Source organism: Aliiroseovarius pelagivivens (genome assembly GCF_900302485.1).
GTDB lineage: Bacteria > Pseudomonadota > Alphaproteobacteria > Rhodobacterales > Rhodobacteraceae > Aliiroseovarius > Aliiroseovarius pelagivivens.
Window position 1 is genome coordinate 475,366 of the sequence record NZ_OMOI01000002.1, and the last position, 17,576, is coordinate 492,941.

Annotated in this window: 14 protein-coding genes; 5 read left to right on the forward strand and 9 right to left on the reverse strand. The window is 56.5% G+C overall.

Annotated features, from left to right (window positions below; translation table 11 throughout):
- Positions 1 to 8 precede the first annotated feature (8 nt).
- Positions 9 to 473 (forward strand): PTS sugar transporter subunit IIA, encoded by a 465-nt coding sequence (locus tag ALP8811_RS14490; protein ID WP_108857969.1) that lies wholly within the window; start codon positions 9 to 11, stop codon positions 471 to 473.
- 10 nt (positions 474 to 483) lie between these two features.
- On the opposite strand, the gene ALP8811_RS14495 is transcribed toward ALP8811_RS14490, so the two are convergent.
- The 7 genes from ALP8811_RS14495 to cysQ form a co-directional block, all read right to left on the reverse strand.
- Positions 484 to 1,899: a nodulation protein NodH gene (locus ALP8811_RS14495; protein ID WP_108857970.1), complete on the reverse strand. Its 1,416-nt coding sequence runs from the start codon at positions 1,897 to 1,899 to the stop codon at positions 484 to 486.
- Between the two features lies 1 nt (position 1,900).
- A complete protein-coding gene (locus ALP8811_RS14500) occupies positions 1,901 to 3,601 on the reverse strand; it encodes a DUF5927 domain-containing protein (protein ID WP_108857971.1) in 1,701 nt (566 codons plus the stop codon).
- The gene (locus ALP8811_RS14505; RefSeq protein WP_108857972.1) at positions 3,598 to 4,608 is read right to left on the reverse strand and encodes a glycosyltransferase family 2 protein; all 1,011 of its coding nucleotides are present in this window, start codon (positions 4,606 to 4,608) and stop codon (positions 3,598 to 3,600) included. Before ALP8811_RS14505 ends, ALP8811_RS14500 begins: the two co-directional genes overlap by 4 nt.
- 158 nt (positions 4,609 to 4,766) lie before the next feature.
- Positions 4,767 to 5,804, reverse strand: coding sequence for a glycosyltransferase family 2 protein (locus ALP8811_RS14510; protein WP_306418714.1), 1,038 nt, complete (start codon positions 5,802 to 5,804; stop codon positions 4,767 to 4,769).
- A 6-nt stretch (positions 5,805 to 5,810) separates the two neighbouring features.
- Complete coding sequence (gene galU / locus ALP8811_RS14515) at positions 5,811 to 6,704, reverse strand: UTP--glucose-1-phosphate uridylyltransferase GalU (protein ID WP_108857974.1); 894 nt, start codon at positions 6,702 to 6,704, stop codon at positions 5,811 to 5,813.
- Between the two features lie 207 nt (positions 6,705 to 6,911).
- On the reverse strand, positions 6,912 to 7,715 hold the full coding sequence (locus ALP8811_RS14520) for a 3-deoxy-manno-octulosonate cytidylyltransferase (protein WP_108857975.1): 804 nt from the start codon (positions 7,713 to 7,715) through the stop codon (positions 6,912 to 6,914).
- A gap of 6 nt (positions 7,716 to 7,721) precedes the next feature.
- Entirely contained in the window at positions 7,722 to 8,519 is a 798-nt protein-coding gene (cysQ, locus tag ALP8811_RS14525; protein WP_108857976.1) for a 3'(2'),5'-bisphosphate nucleotidase CysQ, read from the reverse strand.
- 131 nt (positions 8,520 to 8,650) lie between these two features.
- On the opposite strand from cysQ, the gene ALP8811_RS14530 reads away from it, so the two are divergent.
- From ALP8811_RS14530 to radC, 4 genes are all read left to right on the forward strand, one after another.
- The gene (locus ALP8811_RS14530) at positions 8,651 to 9,472 is read left to right on the forward strand and encodes an ABC transporter permease (protein WP_108857977.1); all 822 of its coding nucleotides are present in this window, start codon (positions 8,651 to 8,653) and stop codon (positions 9,470 to 9,472) included.
- A gap of 235 nt (positions 9,473 to 9,707) precedes the next feature.
- Entirely contained in the window at positions 9,708 to 11,624 is a 1,917-nt protein-coding gene (dnaK, locus tag ALP8811_RS14535; protein ID WP_108857978.1) for a molecular chaperone DnaK, read from the forward strand.
- A 67-nt stretch (positions 11,625 to 11,691) separates the two neighbouring features.
- Entirely contained in the window at positions 11,692 to 12,834 is a 1,143-nt protein-coding gene (dnaJ, locus tag ALP8811_RS14540; protein WP_108857979.1) for a molecular chaperone DnaJ, read from the forward strand.
- 108 nt (positions 12,835 to 12,942) lie between these two features.
- Positions 12,943 to 13,716 carry a RadC family protein gene (radC, locus tag ALP8811_RS14545; protein WP_108857980.1) on the forward strand — a complete coding sequence of 258 codons (774 nt, stop codon included), beginning with the start codon at positions 12,943 to 12,945 and terminating at the stop codon, positions 13,714 to 13,716.
- Between the two features lie 103 nt (positions 13,717 to 13,819).
- Here the strand turns inward: radC and ALP8811_RS14550 are convergent, their stop codons facing one another.
- Together ALP8811_RS14550 and ALP8811_RS14555 are read right to left on the reverse strand one after the other, a co-directional pair.
- Complete coding sequence (locus ALP8811_RS14550; protein WP_245924671.1) at positions 13,820 to 15,397, reverse strand: phosphate ABC transporter substrate-binding/OmpA family protein; 1,578 nt, start codon at positions 15,395 to 15,397, stop codon at positions 13,820 to 13,822.
- A gap of 97 nt (positions 15,398 to 15,494) precedes the next feature.
- Positions 15,495 to 17,489 carry an acyltransferase family protein gene (locus ALP8811_RS14555; RefSeq protein WP_108857981.1) on the reverse strand — a complete coding sequence of 665 codons (1,995 nt, stop codon included), beginning with the start codon at positions 17,487 to 17,489 and terminating at the stop codon, positions 15,495 to 15,497.
- Positions 17,490 to 17,576: the final 87 nt, after the last annotated feature.

Consider the following 17,576-nt stretch of genomic DNA (forward strand, 5'->3'; position numbering starts at 1 on the left):
GGTCAAAAATGGAACTAGCGAGCATTTTGGCGCCGTCCGCCGTAAAGGTCATCTCGACGGTGTCGTCCAAGAAACGCCTTTTTCAGGACTTGGGCGACATCGCCTTTGATTGCTATGGCATCAACTCGGAAGACGCCTTTTCCGCACTGTCCGAGCGTGAAAACCTTGGCCCGACAGGTGTAGGACGCGGCGTCGCCCTGCCCCATGCCCGTCTGGCTGGTGTCACCGAAGTGACCGGGTGCTTTGTACGTGTTGAGAAGCCGTTTGATTTCGACGCTGTAGACCGTCAGCCCGTTGACCTGATCTTTGCGCTGTTCGCACCCGAGGACTCGGGCGTGGACCACCTGAAAGCGCTGGCGCTGGTATCGCGCTCGATGCGCGACGCGTCGATCTGTGCAAAGCTGCGCGCAAATACGGATACGGCAGCCCTGCATGCTCTTTTGACGGACAACCTGTCGAACAAGGCTGCTTGATCGCGGCCTGTCAGGTTTTGCCCCAGGGCTTGAAGCCGAACATCATATAGTCGCGCTGATGGGCCGCTTTCACCGCGGCTTCGACCTCGTCATCATAAATCTGGCCAAGCTCGAACGGCGTGTCGCTTTGTTGCGCGGGCACTTTAGGTGCACCAAGACCCACATCCTGTGCAAGCGCCAACAATCCGTCCTTAAGTTCGTCTTCCCGAAGGATCCGATCCGGCAGCTGAAACTCGGAGAATCCCTTGATAACAGCAGATTGGGTCGCCCAAGCTGCATCAACACGAATGCCGGTCTGGCCCACCAGATTTCGACTTACAAAATCTGCGAAGGCGATAAACGCTGTGCGGTGGGCTGCTTTATCCCAGTTGGAATCGGGTAGATGCTCGGGAAGGGGAACATCGTAATTCTCGCGTAGCGCGGTCTTGATCTCCCAGTATGTCTCGGGACCATCTTGCAGGAAGTGCGTGCAAAAGGCTGCATGAAGCCGCGCAACGGGATGGCGCAGTACGGTGAAAGTGCGATGCCCTTTGTTTCTATTCTTCCACTGGCGCAGAGACTTCTGCGTAAATTCCGAAGACAGTTCCCCGAAGCCCTGCATCCAGCCTTGCACGCGCTCGACCGGGCCACCTTTGATCGGCAGGAACATCAGCGGAGCATTTCCCGCGGTCATATAGGTCGGTACTGCGGGTGGGCGGCTTGGTTCAAAGTTGGGCACCTTGCCGAGGTCAAACAGATCAATATTGCGGACCGTTTCAACCAGTTCGTCCATGTTGCGGACTTTATCTGCAAGGCTCTCGGGGTTTTGCTTTTTGAACTTGCCCGAGAACTTGGTGATCTCGTGCTCTGCCCCCAGAAACTTGCCCAGACCATTGACGCACTCGATGTCCTGAGTGTCTTCATAGTCGATATAGAACGCTGTTTGGCCGGTCTTCTGTAGCCGGTTTTTGATCTTCAGCTGGAAGGCTTTGTATTCGTAGAAGAAATTCTCGAACTCGCTTGAATCAAATCGAACGCGAAACTTCTTGGCATCTTTGCCGTTGGTCAGCGCCCACTGCTGTGTTGCCCAGGCAATCCGGCGGCTCACATAGCTTTCAACCTGATTGCGCGTCAGGACCACCTTGGCGCAGCGCGGATCGTCGATCACATGCTCGAAAATCCGCATGTCATGGTCGTGAAAGAACCTGAAACCGGGAATACCATCGGTGTTCTCTTTCATCTGATCAAGCAAACGCACCGGGTTCTTGTCCCGCTGCTTTACGGTCACGCCAAACAGGTCTTTCAGCTCGGGATTCACCATGAAATAGGGATTGAACGCTTCCCCATAGCATTGAAGACCATCGAACTGATCCAGATTGCTTTCCAGAAAATTGGACCCCGTGCGCATCTCGGCGAGGATGATAAAACAGTCGAATTTCTTGGTCATATTACTTTGTCACCAAATAGGGCATGGCTCGCTCGGGCTGAATTGGCTCGGGCGAATAGTCGGTTGGGAAATCACCCACAAGATGCGGATGCATCCCCTGGTTTTTCAGGTTTTGCAAAAACTGCCCAAACCCGCCCAGATGCACCATCTCGGGTGGTTCGGTAAGCTTGGGCCGTTCCCGGATCGCAAGCTGGTCCACAACATCCTGAAGCGGCTCGATCGGGTTTAGAACAAAGTCGGACAGGGTTTGGATTTTGATGCGTGCACGGGCGTGACCAGATCGTAGGACGCGAAGGTGTTCGCTTTCGATCCTCTGAAGGCGGGCAGCCTCGCGGCGAATGTCGGAAAACTTGCCGTCAGAAAGGAACAAAGGCACAGCCCACGCGCCCGTGATGACATGGATCCGCGCATTGGCGTCACGTGTGATGTCCCATGTGATGTCCTGATTGTCCGCCGCGCCAAACTGGAAACACTGCCGTTCCCCCCGCGTGTTCCAAATTAGGTTGGTCAGAAATCCACTGGCATCATAGTCGCGCAACGCGGCCGAGGATGAGAGAGTCCCAAAAAACTCGGTTTCGCCGCCTTCGAAATGCACACGATCAGGGGCGAAAAGATGCCCATGCACCCGCACTTTGCCAAAACTGGACAGCCAGGGCTCGAACCCGCGGAACAGTTCGGTAAATCCTTCCAGAACCACATAGGGTTCAGCTGTCAGGCTATTGCCCCACCGCTGATGAGGATAACGGCTTTGCATCAACAAGCCGGGCCGACCCTTGGTCCGCCGATCAACAGCGTTAGCGAAAATCCGGTCAATCTTGCCCGGATTCGGCTCGGCCTCGGCGCTGAGACTGGGGCTGTCCGACAAAAAGCTGGTATAGAGCCTGTTCGCATGCGGCCAGATTTTGCGCGCAACAAAACAGTCCGACCGCCGAAGAAGCTGCAGATGATCGTCATAGAACACATGCGGTTTTCCCTGAAAATCAAACTTCGACAGGGTCAGGGATCGGCTTTCGATTTTCTTCGAATGCTGGCGGGATAGGGTCTGATAATAGCTTTCATCCGGGATCCACACCCGTCGGAAATAGGCATCATTCACCGCGCGTCGCGGATCGTTCAGGATGGCCGACAAAGTGTGTCGTGTCAGGCACCACCATTGGCTGCCCAAATGCGGCAATACCCCCAATGGAATACGACGCTTATACCCAACCCGTCGCTGAAGCCGCACATACGCATCAAACAGCCGGCGCCGGCGCTTCCACGAGAACGGAAACCGCAGCGTGAACCGTTCTGTGTTCAGCCCACCAATGGCCCAAGGCACGTCTTCGGTTGTGACGCTTTCAATGAAATCGGTCGAGGGCCGGGCGCGCAGATAGGCCGTCAATTCAGCGACGGGGCGCAAAGGCAGGCAACTGCCCGAAGCCAACAGCACATGCTGGACGTCTGGAAAGCGCGCCAACATCAGCTCGGACGCAGTTTGGCTTGCTTCCACAAGGGACCAAGTACCCCATTCGCAGCGGTGCCGATCGCAAAACAGGATATTGTCACAGTCAGACAGGCTTTCGACAAAACGATTATAGGCATCGCGACCCACGCGCTGATCGACGTGAAGCACCACGGGACAGCCATGATCGGCCCAGTGACGCGCCAGTTGGGTCGCGCGGTGCAGGGCCTCGTGCACGATCATGACGACGCCCAAGCTCATGCCCAGTTCCCCTTGGACATTAGGCCCAACACCTCAAGCTGCCGCCAATTGATGTACTCTTCGCTCCATTTACACCACAGGATCGGGTCTTCTGAGATCCGGGTGCTGTAGGCACGATATTCTTGGCTGTTGGCATAGTGCTGGCGGCGTTGCAGCTCTTCCTTGGATTTCGTCTCGAACGTGTCCAGGAATTTGGTGTGCAAAAGACAGCCCGAGGCCTTCTCGCCACCGGTTTCATCATACACCAAGTTCAACCCGCGCGGCAAAAGCATGTGGGTCGAGCTGGTATACGCAAACGACCGGTGCCACTTGACCAATGGGATCTTGTTCAACGCCGGAGCGCGCTCTGGATTGTCGTCGAAAAAGACACGGGCGCGTACGCCGCCTTGGATCCACAGGTTCCGATATCGTGCGTTCTTTTGGATGGTGTAGTTACCGCTGTCGAACCACTTGGTGATTTCAAGCGGGTTTTGGCCTGCCTCGTACGTCTCGGCCCCGATCGGGCCTTCTGGGTACATATCCATAAGCATGGCGCCAAAACTTCTGATCTCGCTTGCGTCCAACCAATCAGTCAGCGCACGCAACGGGCGCGTATCGCAGAAGGGATAGACCAAAAACTCGTCCGTATCGACCACAAGGCACCAGTGATCATGTCCATATTTGCGTTGTAGCCAGTTCAGCCAATCCACACCGAACTTCGCCCGTTTATAGCTGGCCTGCGTGGTCCAAAGTGACACATCATCTTGCTGTGCCAAGTATTCCCGCGACCCATCATCCGAGCCATTATCCACGATCACGAAGTGGTTTACGCCCAAGTCTCGGTAATACTTCAGAAAATAAGGTAGCCGGACCAATTCATTGCGAAGGGTCGAAAAGACAAGGATGTCAGAAGGCGCGATCTGCGCGGTGCGGTTCTGAACAGAGGTCAGTTCACGCCGCTTGCGAAACGCGCGGATTTGGTGGCGCTTGCGCTTCAGCCTTAGACGATATGAAGTCAAAGCGCCCAAATCATACCCTGTCTGTTTGCACCTGTATCTGCATGTGTGTGCGCCCATAACCCGTTTTAGGCACGAGCTGCGCGCGACCCACTATTGCTTTATATCCAAATCCTAAACTTCTTCCATACATCGCGTAAGTCCTTTCACGCACACAGCCCCGATGCAGATCAGGCCCAGCCCCCTGTCGACATCAATCCCAGACGCGCCAACTGTTGCCAGTCTTCGAAATGGTGCGCGTCCGGGTGCCACAGGTCTGGCGCATCCCCGATCGCGTCATAATAGGCATCGAACTGGTCGGGCTGCCCGAAATGCTCGCGCCGCGTCTTCTCTTCCTCGGAACGCTCGATCACGCCGGGAAGGAACTTGGTGTGCAGCAAAACGCCCGAAAGCTGGTCCTTGCCGCTGATTACGGGCGGGCCATCCCATTCGTTGTTCAGGTGTGGCGGCAGAATGGAATGGGTGGAATTTGCATAGGCGAAGCGACGCGACCACTTGACCAGAGGCAACTTGTTCAAGGTCGGACCACGTGATGGGTTCTCTGGAAAAAACACGCGTTCGCGCGCGCCACCCTGAAGCCACAGATTTTGCATCGGAGCCTGCCGCACCGCACGATACGATCCAGCATCAAACCAAGGGAGAGCGTCGATGGGATCAGCATCAGCACCCACCGACACCGAACCCAGCGGACCTTTGGGATAAAGATCCAACATCAGCGCGCCCAGCGCTTGCGCGCCTGTGGCCTCCAACCTCTGTGTCAGCGCGGGCAGGGGCCGCTGGTCATGATGCGGATAGATCAACAGCTCGTCGACATCGACCGTCAGGCACCAGTGGCCGTGGCCATATCGAAACTGGAGCCACGTCAGCCAATCTACGCCAAACCGCGCGGATTTATAGCTGGCATCGGTGCTCCACAGGGAAACATCGGGCTGCTGGGCCAGATACTCGGCACTGCCGTCCGTGCAATCGTTGGCCACGATCAGGAAATGCTCAACACCCAGACGACGGTAATGCGTCAGAAAATTGGGCAGGCGCTGCATTTCGTTGCGCAACACGACAAACGCCAGAACCTGATCTTGTTCAATCTGGGCGGTGCGGTCCGCAACTTGGGTCAGCTGTCGCCGGGATCGGATCGAACGCCAAAGCAGGCGTCGACGTTTCAGGCGCATCCGATACAAGGACCACAGACCGGAAACGCCACCCGTCACGCAGAATTACTCGGCAGCTTTGTTCTGGGCCATCAGATCGTGCAGATAGCCAGTGAACTCGTCCCGAAGTTCTTCGCGGGCCATTCCGAAGGCCACCGTGGCCTGCAGGAACCCGGCCTTGGATCCGCAGTCGAAACGCTGTCCGCGGAAGCGATAACCAAAGACATCGCGCCCTTGTGCCAGCTCTTCTGCAATCGCGTCCGTCAGCTGAATTTCGCCACCAGCACCGGTTTTGATCTGGTTCAGGCTGCGCAACACGTCCGGGGTCAGGATATAGCGGCCAATCACGGCCAAGTTGGATGGGGCCTCGTCGATCGAGGGTTTCTCGACCATGCCGCGGGTCGACACCAGATCGCCCATATCCTCTTTCACATCCAGAACGCCGTATGCGCTTGCCTTTTCGGGCGGAACTTCCATCGCTGCGACCATGCAGCCGCCGGTTTCCTCGTAGGCTTCGACCATCTGCTGCAAGCAGGGCTTTTCCGCAGCGATCACGTCATCAGGCAAGATCACAGCGAAGGGTTCATTGGCAATCAAACGGCGGGCACACCAGACCGCGTGACCCAGGCCCAGCGCCTTGTGCTGGCGCATATAGGCGATGGCACCGGATTCCATATTGGTGTCTTTAAGGACCTCAAGAAGCTGGGTTTTCCCCTTCTTGCGCAGTTCCTGCTCCAACACTGGAGAGTTGTCGAAATAGTCTTCTAGCGCGCCCTTGCCGCGCGATGTCACGAAGATGAATTCCTTGATGCCAGCGGCGCGGGCTTCGTCAATCGCGTATTGGATCAGGGGCCGGTCAACCAGCGTCATGATCTCTTTCGGGATTGATTTCGTGGCAGGAAGAAACCGTGTTCCAAGTCCGGCCACAGGGAAGATCGCTTTGGTAACCTTACGCTTCATTAACATCACCTTTGTGCTTTTCGCGGCAGTCCCATTGGGCAGTTATCGTCCGATGAAAAGTAGACAACATTACGTCAGGGGGTAGCGCTTATTTGTTCACTCTCTAATTGATAAGTTTGAAAACTTCATGGTCTTTTTTTGCCATTCTAAGGCAAGACAGAACATTTCTCGATTCTTTTCCAAAGGGTGTCGTGGGCACCCTAAAAGCTACTCTACTCCAAGCTCTTGCAAAATCGACTCGATCCGCGGAACGTCTTCTGGGTTGTTCAGCTCCCAGAACTGGCGGGATCGGGCGTCGACTTCAACGCACTGAATGGGCTTCTCGCGCTCTAGAAAACGAAGCTGCTCTAACCCTTCCAGCTGCTCCAGCGGCCCTGCCGACCAAAGCGGGTAGGCGGCAAGTGCAGACGGGCGGTAGGCATAAACGCCCACATGGTGAAATACGGGCGTCTGATCGTGGTCTGACCAGCCATTTCCCTGCGTATACGGGATCACTTCTTTCGAGAAATAAAGCGCATGGCCCTCTGCCCCGAAAACCGCAGTGGTCCCGCCGACACGCCCTGCCTTGCGGTCTTCCAGAAATCCGGAAAGTGCACGGCCATCGCAGCGCAAGACCGGCGTGGCGACCTCGGCGGCAGGATGGGTCTTTAGTGCGGCGACCAGTTCCTCGACGAACCACGGAGGCGTCAAAGGGGCGTCGCCCTGCAGGTTGACGATGACGTCGAAATCTTCGCCCAGCGCGGTCAGGGCTTCGGCGCACCGTTCGGTTCCGTTTTCGCAGGTCTGCGAGGTCATTACGACTTCGGCGCCAAACCCTTCGGCCTCGTCCCGAATGCGGTCATCATCGGTGGCAACCACAACCCGGTCGACGCCGCGCACAGCCTGCGCGGCGTCCCAACTGCGGTGGATTAGGGTCTTTTTCTGCCCCGTCGCCCCCCGCAGTGGCGCAAGCGCCTTGCCCAGAAACCGGGTCGAGGCGTATCGCGCCGGGATGACAATCAGCGTCGCCATTCGTGATCAGGCTTTCTTCAGCTCGACACCCGGCGCATAGGCAATGAAGAACGGGTTTTCATAGATCGGCTTGCCATAGGTCAGAGGCGTGTGATCGTCGAAGCGTACAACATCTCCGCCGGCACCTTTCAGAACAGCGTGGCCTGCGGCGGTGTCCCACTCCATCGTGCGGCCCACGCGGGGATACAGATCCGCTTCACCGGTGGCGACAAGGCAGAACTTCAACGAGCTGCCCGCCGATTTGCTGTCTCTAACGCTGTATTTGTTGATGTAGTCCTCGGTCGCCTGATCGCGGTGCGATTTCGAGGCAACGATGAACAGAGCATCATTGTCAGGCTTTGACACGCTGATCGGGGTCAGAGCGCCCACAGTGTCCTTCTGGAACGGTCCTTGCTCTTCCACAGTTTCGCCGCCGGCGCGGGTAAAGAACATGCGGCCCTTTGCGGGGGCGTAAACCACGCCGCGCACAGGGGTTCCGTCTTTGACATATGCAATGTTCACAGTGAAATCGCCGCGACGGTGAATGAATTCTTTGGTGCCGTCCAGCGGGTCCACGATCAGGAATGCGTCCGCCTGTTCGCTGTGGCTGTCCGCCTGTTCTTCCGTGACCAAAAGTACATCCGGGAACGCTGCCCGCAGCCCGGCAGAAATCAGCGCATCTGCAGCTTCGTCCGCTGCAGTCACAGGGCTGTCGTCTGACTTGGCGCGCACATCGAAATCGTCCGAGTTGTAGATCTCCATGATCACGTCACCCGCTTCCAGGGCCAGCGTGCGCATTACGGTTTCCAGACGCTCAAAATCCAAAACGAAACTCCTTAAATAAGGCCAGATCCGGCCCTGTTGATAACATTTTGCAGCCCCCTTATGATCAACCAGTAAAGGATCAGCAAGAATTCCCTTTTAAAAAGCACTGCATCACCGTTCAAGGTAGCGCTATGTTCGAGGCAAAGAAGAAACAATCGCGGCTGTCTGCAGCGCTTTCGATGTTCGAGGTCATTTTCCACATGACCGCGCACAGCATTCGCAGCACGCACACCAACGCACTGGCGGCAATTGCCATCAACATGTTGCAAATGGTGATCATGGTGGCCGTGTTCTATGCGATGTTCACCGTAATCGGACTGCGTGGCGCTGCGCTGAGGGGCGACTTCCTGCTCTATCTCATGTCAGGCATCTTTGTTTTCATAACGAACGTCAAAGCGATGGGCGCCGTGGCTGGATCATCCGGTCCGTCGCATCCAATGATGCAACACGCGCCAATGAATACCTTGATCGCCATGATCTCGGCAGCATTGGGGTCCCTCTATATTCAGATCTTGACCATCTTTGTTGTTCTGACGGTCTATCACATCGGCTTCACGCCCATCGAAATACATCAGCCAATCGAAGCGTTTCTTATGATCTTGTTGGCGTGGTTCAACGGTGCCGCGATCGGTCTGGTCTTTCTTGCACTGAAACCGTGGCTTCCCCAATTCACCGGCATCGCACAAACGATCTATTCGCGGGCGAATATGATCGCTTCCGGCAAGATGTTCGTGGCGAACGCCCTTCCGTTCTATGTGATTGCGATGTTCAGCTGGAACCCATTGTTCCATATCGTCGACCAAACGCGCGGGTTCACTTTTCTCAACTACAACCCCCACTATACAAACTGGATGTATCCGCTGATTTTCTCGGTCGTGTTTACGTTGGTGGGTCTTATGGCAGAAAACTTTTCGCGCAGACACGTTTCAGCCAGTTGGGCCGCACGCCAATAATCCCGAATTGGCACTTTGACGGTCCGAAAATGGCGAAAAGCACGCAAATCCTCAAAATGACTCGGCTTTTTACTCCAATAGGGGCACGGGACCGCTTGCAGGGCCGATTTTGCCTACTTATATACGCCGAGACGCCGGAGATGGATCACTCCTGAACCGGTAAAAATCTGGGATCCGGGGCCGATGCTTTGCAAGGTCGGTCCTGACAACATCGCCTATAGAGAGGATATTACGCATGGCCAAAGTCATCGGTATCGACCTCGGCACCACCAACTCGTGTGTTGCCATCATGGACGGCTCGCAACCGCGAGTCATCGAAAACGCAGAAGGCGCACGTACCACGCCTTCGATCGTCGCCTTCAAAGATGAAGAGCGACTGGTAGGCCAGCCGGCTAAACGTCAGGCTGTCACCAACCCCGACAACACTGTCTTCGCCGTGAAGCGTCTGATCGGACGCAACATGAACGATCCGGCTGTCGAAAAAGACAAGAAGCTGGTTCCCTATTCGATCGTGGATGGCGGCAACGGCGACGCATGGGTTGAAGCTGCCGGCGAAAAGTATTCGCCCTCGCAGATCTCGGCCTTCATTCTGGGCAAGATGAAAGAGACGGCAGAAAGCTATCTGGGTGAAGAAGTCACTCAGGCCGTGATCACCGTGCCCGCATATTTCAACGACGCTCAGCGTCAGGCCACCAAAGACGCCGGCAAGATCGCTGGCCTGGAAGTGCTGCGGATCATCAACGAACCGACCGCAGCTGCTCTGGCCTATGGTCTGGACAAGTCGGAAACCCAAACCATCGCGGTTTATGACCTTGGTGGTGGTACCTTCGACGTGACCATTCTGGAAATCGACGACGGCCTGTTTGAAGTGAAATCGACCAACGGTGACACGTTCCTTGGTGGTGAAGACTTCGACATGCGCATCGTTCAGTATCTGGTCGATGAGTTCAAAAAAGAAAACCAGGTCGATCTGTCGAAAGACAAGATGGCTCTGCAGCGCCTGAAAGAAGCCGCTGAGAAAGCCAAGATCGAACTGTCGTCGGCCTCGCAGACCGAAATCAACCAACCCTTCATCTCGATGGGCGCTGATGGTGCGCCGCTGCACATGGTTATGAAACTGACCCGCGCCAAGCTGGAAAGCCTTGTGTCGGACCTGATCAAGCGTTCGATCAAGCCGTGTCAGGCTGCTCTGAAAGACGCTGGTCTGTCGACCGGCGACATCGACGAAGTGGTTCTGGTCGGTGGTATGACCCGTATGCCGCGCGTGATGGAAGAGGTCTCGAAGTTCTTCGGCAAGGAACCCCACAAGGGTGTGAACCCGGACGAAGTGGTTGCCATGGGTGCTGCCATTCAGGCTGGTGTTCTGCAGGGCGACGTTAAAGACGTTGTTCTTCTGGACGTAACCCCGCTGTCGCTGGGCATCGAAACGCTGGGTGGTGTTTTCACCCGCCTGATCGACCGCAACACGACGATCCCGACTAAGAAGTCGCAGATCTTCTCGACCGCGGAAGACAACCAGAACGCCGTAACCCTGCGTGTGTTCCAAGGCGAACGTGAAATGGCTGCGGACAACAAGATCCTGGGCCAGTTCAACCTTGAAGACATCCCGCCCGCACCGCGTGGCCTGCCTCAGATCGAGGTGACCTTCGACATCGACGCCAACGGCATCGTTGAAGTGGGCGCCAAAGACAAAGGCACCGGCAAAGAGCACAAAATCACCATCCAAGCGTCGGGCGGTCTGTCGGATGACGACATCGACGCAATGGTGAAAGACGCTGAAGCCAACGCCGAGGCCGATAAAGAGCGTAAAGAGCTTGTCGAAGCTCGCAACCAGGCCGAAAGCCTGATCCACTCGACCGAAAAGTCGATGGAAGAGCACAACGACAAGGTCGACCCGACCACGATCGAAGCCATCGAGCTGGCAATTGCTGCTCTGAAGGACGATCTGGCCAAGGAAGACGCGTCGGCTGACAAGATCAAAGGCGGCGTTCAGAACGTGACCGAAGCGGCCATGAAGCTGGGCGAAGCGATCTATAAGTCGCAGCAAGAAGAAGCTGCGGGGGAAGCCTCGGAAGAAGCTGATGGCCCCTCGGCCGTTGACGATGACATCGTTGACGCTGACTTCGAAGACCTTGACGACAGCAAACGCTAAGTCGCTTAGGTGAATGGCGGGGCCACAGGTTGGCCCTGCCTCCCTCCCAAAGGGAGAAGACCCCATCATGGCAAAACGTGATTACTATGACGTTCTTGGCGCCGACAAAGGTGCTTCGGCGGACGAGCTGAAGAAAGCCTATCGCAAGAAGGCCAAAGAGCTTCATCCAGATCGGAATTCCGACAATCCCGACGCCGAGTCCCAGTTCAAAGAAGTGAACGAGGCCTACGAAGTCCTGAAGGACGCCGAGAAGAAGGCGGCCTATGACCGCTTTGGTCATGCAGCCTTTGAAGGCGGCATGGGCGGACGTCCCGGCGGCGGCCATCCCGGCCAAGGCGATTTCGCCAGCGCGTTTTCGGACGTGTTCGACGATCTGTTCGGTGACTTCATGGGTGGACGTCCCGGCAGTGGCCGCGCGCGTGCTCAGCGTGGGTCGGACCTGCGCTATAACCTGCGTGTCACGCTGGAAGAGGCGTTCTCGGGTCTGCAGAAAACCATTAACGTGCCGACCTCGGTCGCGTGTGATGAATGCAGCGGCACCGGGTCCGAATCTGGGGCCGAACCAACAATCTGCCCAACCTGTCAGGGCATGGGCAAGGTTCGTGCGCAGCAGGGTTTCTTTACCGTTGAACGCGCCTGTCCGACCTGTCAGGGCACCGGCCAGATGATCCAGAACCCTTGCAAATCCTGCCACGGCGCAGGGCGTAAGGAAAAGGAACGCTCGCTGTCGGTGAACATCCCGGCTGGCGTTGAAACCGGCACCCGCATTCGTCTGGCTGGCGAAGGCGAAGCTGGAATGCGCGGCGGGCCCTCGGGCGATCTGTATATCTTCATCGAAGTGGCCGATCACGCCATTTTCGACCGCGAAGGCACACACTTGCATTGCCGCGTTCCCGTATCGATGAGCGCAGCAGCGCTTGGCGGAGACATCGAGGTTCCGACCATCGATGGTGGCCGCTCGCGCGTGAAGATCCCGTCAGGCAGCCAATCAGGTCGTCAGATGCGTCTGCGTTCGAAGGGTATGCCCGGTCTGCGCGGTGGTCCGAATGGTGACATGTATATCGAGCTTGCCGTGGAAACGCCGGTCAACTTGACCTCGCAGCAGAAAGAACTGCTGCGCGAGTTCGAGAAGCTGTCGGAAGAGAACAACCCTGAAAGCTCAAGCTTCTTTACGAAAGTCAGAAGCTTCTGGGACAGCATGAAGGGCTGATTGCCCGATCAGAAATCTAGACGCCCCGGTGTTGCATAAACGCCGGGGCGTTTTTGTTTCTGGGCGGCATTAACCTTTCATTCACCAGTTTTGGGGCAGGCTAAGCCCATGACTGAACACAGTGAATTTCAATTCGCCGAAATGCCGCAAAGCCTGTTCGAAACGGACGAGGCTCCGATCGTGCCGATTGATATGAAGGCCGGCAAAATGCCGTCCTATATCAAAGATCACCGTCAACGATTGCGCGCGCGTTTTAACGAAGGCGGCGCACAGGCGATGCCGGATTATGAATTGCTAGAGCTTTTGCTGTTCCGCTCTATTCCGCGCCGCGATGTGAAGCCCATAGCGCGCGAGCTTTTGGAGATTTTTGGGGACTTTAACCGCGTGGTCACAGCACCAGCCGATCGGTTGCGCGCCGTGGCGGGGATTGGCGACACTGTCATCACGGACCTGAAGATCATCGAGGCCGCCGCCCATCGCATGGCACGATCCAAGGTGATCCAGCGCCATGTGATTTCCAGCTGGGATGCAGTGCTAGACTATTGTCACACCACTATGGCACATCGTGACACCGAACAGTTCCGAGTGCTGTTTCTGGACCGCAAGAATGTGTTGATCGCAGACGAGGAACAGGCAAAAGGCACAGTTGATCACGTGCCGGTGTACCCACGCGAAGTCGTAAAGCGCGCTTTGGAGCTGAATGCCTCGGCCCTTATTTTGGTGCACAACCATCCATCTGGGGATCCGACGCCATCAGACAGCGATATTCAGATGACGGCGCAGGTGAATGACGCGGCGAAGGCTTTGGGAATTGCGCTGCACGATCACTTGATCATCGGGAAATCGACCGAGCTGAGCTTTCGTTCAGAGGGCTATTTGTAGGTTCAGGTGTTTCTGGTTCAGGGGCATCATCAATTCGCTGCCACGCTTACGGCGTTGTCGGGACGTTGGTGATCCAAATGTTTTAGCTGAAACTGAATACGCCTTAGTCCACCCAAATCTCGACCCGTCGGTTCACACTGCGGCCCCAAGCGCTGTCGTCGCAGGCCATCGGCATCGCCTCGCCAAAGGCATCTATGTGCATGTCGACACGCGAAAGATCAAAAGCTTCCAACTGAGCCAGAACCAAATCCCGGACCGCGCGTGCGCGACGTTCGGATAGGGTTCTGTTCTGCTCTGCTGCGCCCTGACCATCAGAAAAACCTATGAAAGACAAACGATTACCGTCAAACCGTCCGCTTTCCAGTGCCTCGGCCAGCAAGGCCACGTTTGATCGCGATGGCGCATCCAGAAGGGTCGAGCCGCCTTGGAAACGGAAGCTGATCGACAGGCGTTCGGACCCGGAAAGAGTGTTGATCATGCGCTGAAGCTCGGACAGTGCGACTTCTTCTCCGGCAGAAAAGATCGCATTTGCCATTCGGTCCCCCTGCGCGCGGATCGGCTGACGTGTCAGCGCCTGATCCACAAAGCCCGCGCGACGCGTGACAAACTGTGCGCTGTCTGTGCGCAGATAGGACAGAAACTCGCGCCCGATCTGAGGCAATCGACGTTCCGGCAAATACAGAAACATCGGCATGGTCAGTGGATAGTCCTCGGACTTGATCGACGCGCGCGAGGCGTGAACCGAAAACCCACAACTTCCCGAAAGCTCGACCACTTCACCGCTTCCGCGCTGGGTATAGGTGGTCATGGCGATGCCATACGGATCACGCGCAATGGCATCGGCAAGGGTACGGCTGTTCGGGTGAATCACCACGCGGTCAGACAGGGTGACGCCCTGTGCCGCAATGACGTCTTGCATAAAAACCGGGCCAAACCCTTCTTCGACATCCATCATATAGGGCGTGATTGGCGCGTCTTCGCCGCCCAGTTCAGACCAGTTGCTGATCTTACCTGAAAAGATCGCTGCCAGTTGCGAGATCGAGATCCGCGTCACTGGATTACCCGGCGACACAATGGGCACCAACGCATCCAGCGCCGCAACCCGACTTTGGCGCGCCACACGCAGATCACCAAATCCGGCATCCCGCGCAAGACCGCGCTCGCGGATGGTGGCTTGCCGCATCGACAGCACCATATCGGCTTGCTGGCTCAGAAGATCCGCAAAGCCTTCGGAACTGGTGGTCAGCTTGATGGTAAAGCGTGCGACCTCTTGCCCAGTGCCGCCTTCCAGAAGGGTATAGAGCGTCCCAACCCCCTGAACTTCTTCGCGTTTCAGGGCATAGCCATTGCGCAAGGCAAAACCTTCGACCAGCGCGGGGAACAAGACCGCGCCCATATTGTGCGCGCCCGAGATTGTTAGCTCTGCCACAAACGGGCCAAGGCTTGGGCAGCCCGGTCCTTCACAGCTTACGCCCGAACTGTCGACGGTCAGAATGCCGAATTCGGTATCCACGCGGTAAAACTCGCCATCGAACGTCAGAAGATGACCAGTCAGTTCGATGGATCCATCACGAGAGGTCAACGTGACATCCTGCGCCTGGGCCGCAAAACTGCCAATCAGCGAGATCGCACAGACTGCACCAAGCAGGCGCGCAAGGATATCCTGAAGAATTCGAGTCACAGGGGGACCATAGGGTTTTCCACGCTCAGCGCCAGAGCTTCCAGCTTGGATGAAGGATTTTCCAGACGCGGGCGTGGCAATCCTTCAACGTCAATCGCTAGCGGGGCGGCAGCGACAAAACTGCATCCACAATGTCAGGTGCGATCAGTTTCGCCCCGGCGGGACTAAGATGATCGTCGTCAAGATAGAGGATGCTTTCCGGTTCCGAGTTCATGCACCGCGACGACGTAGCATCGCAAAACCTTGCATGGATCGGCGCAACCGCAACATGCTTCGATTGGTCCTCAAGCATGGAGAACATCTTCGCCAGAAGCTTCGTGCGCTCGACATAGACGGAATAGGGCGTTGTTAGGGTCTGATCAGCGCGCCCTTCGAAATACATGCGCTTCGCGATCAGCTCGGGCACGTTCCAACCGGCTTCGGGAATGGGGTCGACCAAAACCAGATTGAAGCGCTTACTCAACTCTTCAAGCTTGGTCCGCAGAAGATCAATCTGCGGCATCTGAGATGCGGCCAGCGGATCGGCCATCTGATCCCGCACATCCATGCGGATCCCATGTTCGACGCCACCTTCGCCATTGCTAAATCGCGTGCCGTACAAATAGGCCGGGAACCGCGCGGTCAAAACCAGCGTATCAATGCCGATATCATTTGCATGAGTCAGGATGGCCTCAACGAATTCGGAACATTCATGGGCGGTGGATTTATGCACGCGCTCCATATCCAGCAGGGGGATGCATCCGCCATATGACCCGACATATACATCTCGCCCGCTTGCATTCAGGGCCGCAACCACCGGTCCGGAAATCGCCGCGACATGACTGTCCCCCAGCAAAAGGACAGAGCCCGACGCGGCCGGCGTGGTGAAGTGACAGTCCGGCTTCGGCACGTGCCATGGCTTCTTCTCGTCAAAATGGCAGGTTCGGTCGATCTGGTCGGTATTTAGTTTCAGAACCGCGCGCGCTTTGGGTGAGAACCGGTCAGGAAGGCCCTTGTTCACATGGCCCAAAACGCCGATTCCAGCGATCAAAACCAGTCCCGCAATGCTGGTTGCAAAGACACCGGACTGCGTTTTCAACCGCGTGCTCGGTCCCGCGCGGAAAGGCTGTTCCACATAGCGCCAACTGAACGCGGCAAGGATCAGGGACAGTGCTGCCAGACCCAGCATCAAGCCAAGGCTGGGTTCGGTCAGGCTGCGAATGCGTGCGAATGCAAAAAGGGGTTGGTGCCAAAGATAGGCGCTGTAGCTGATCAGCCCGATCCCCACGATGGGTTTAGCGGATAACAGGGCAGCAACCCGCGTGCCTTGCTGTCCGAACAGGATGATCAACAACACACCGGTAACCGGCAACAGGGTATAGAGACTGGGGAACGGGGTCGTATCGTCAAACAGAAAGACTGACAGCGCGATGGCAAGAATACCAAGCGCGGCGGCGGCATCATTGCCGGGCAGGGCGCGACGCTGCAGGGCGAAGGCGCAGAAGGACCCGGCCAAAAGCTCCCACACGCGGCCGGGCGCCAGAAAGAAATTTGCAGCAGGGTGGTCGCGCCAGCCCCATTCAGCCAAGCCAAGACTGACCAGTGCCATCAGCGCTAGGATCCAGATCACAGCACGCCGGCCCAGCTTCCACAGCACGAACAGCAAGACGGGAAAGACCACATAGAACTGCTCTTCAATCGCCAAACTCCAGGTATGGAGCAGCGGTTTCAGATCTGCCCCGGCCTCGAAATAGCCGCTTTCCATCCAGAACAGGAAATTCGAGGAAAACAGGCTGACGGCCACAACGCTTTGGGAATAGTCGCGCAATTGCGCGGGAAGCATCCACAAGACCGCAAACGGAATGGTGCAGAGCACCACGAAGAACAGCGCGGGTAAGATGCGGCGTGCACGACGTTCATAGAATTTAAGAAGGCTGAAGCGGCCACGCTCGATGTCTTCGATCAGGATCGAGGTGATCAGATATCCACTGATCACAAAAAAGACGTCGACCCCGACAAATCCACCCTCAAACAGGCCAATGCCCGCGTGAAAGAATATGACGGGCAAAACTGCAACCGCCCGCAAGCCATCAATCTCTGGCCGATAGATCATAAACCAACAATATCCTGTCAAATACCGCTTTACGATAGGTTAGCTATCGGCAGTCCTGCAAGATATTGTTGTCGTCAGGGGATGTCG

Bases quoted from the DNA above. Each gene is read 5' to 3' on its own strand.
- dnaK (WP_108857978.1), top strand. From the start codon at position 9,708: ATGGCCAAAGTCATCGGTATCGACCTCGGCACCACCAACTCGTGTGTT.
- ALP8811_RS14555 (WP_108857981.1), bottom strand. From the start codon at position 17,489: ATGATCTATCGGCCAGAGATTGATGGCTTGCGGGCGGTTGCAGTTTTG.
- ALP8811_RS14500 (WP_108857971.1), bottom strand. From the start codon at position 3,601: ATGAGCTTGGGCGTCGTCATGATCGTGCACGAGGCCCTGCACCGCGCG.
- ALP8811_RS14520 (WP_108857975.1), bottom strand. From the start codon at position 7,715: ATGGCGACGCTGATTGTCATCCCGGCGCGATACGCCTCGACCCGGTTT.
- dnaJ (WP_108857979.1), top strand. From the start codon at position 11,692: ATGGCAAAACGTGATTACTATGACGTTCTTGGCGCCGACAAAGGTGCT.
- radC (WP_108857980.1), top strand. From the start codon at position 12,943: ATGACTGAACACAGTGAATTTCAATTCGCCGAAATGCCGCAAAGCCTG.
- ALP8811_RS14495 (WP_108857970.1), bottom strand. From the start codon at position 1,899: ATGACCAAGAAATTCGACTGTTTTATCATCCTCGCCGAGATGCGCACG.
- ALP8811_RS14490 (WP_108857969.1), top strand. From the start codon at position 9: ATGGAACTAGCGAGCATTTTGGCGCCGTCCGCCGTAAAGGTCATCTCG.
- galU (WP_108857974.1), bottom strand. From the start codon at position 6,704: ATGAAGCGTAAGGTTACCAAAGCGATCTTCCCTGTGGCCGGACTTGGA.
- ALP8811_RS14530 (WP_108857977.1), top strand. From the start codon at position 8,651: ATGTTCGAGGCAAAGAAGAAACAATCGCGGCTGTCTGCAGCGCTTTCG.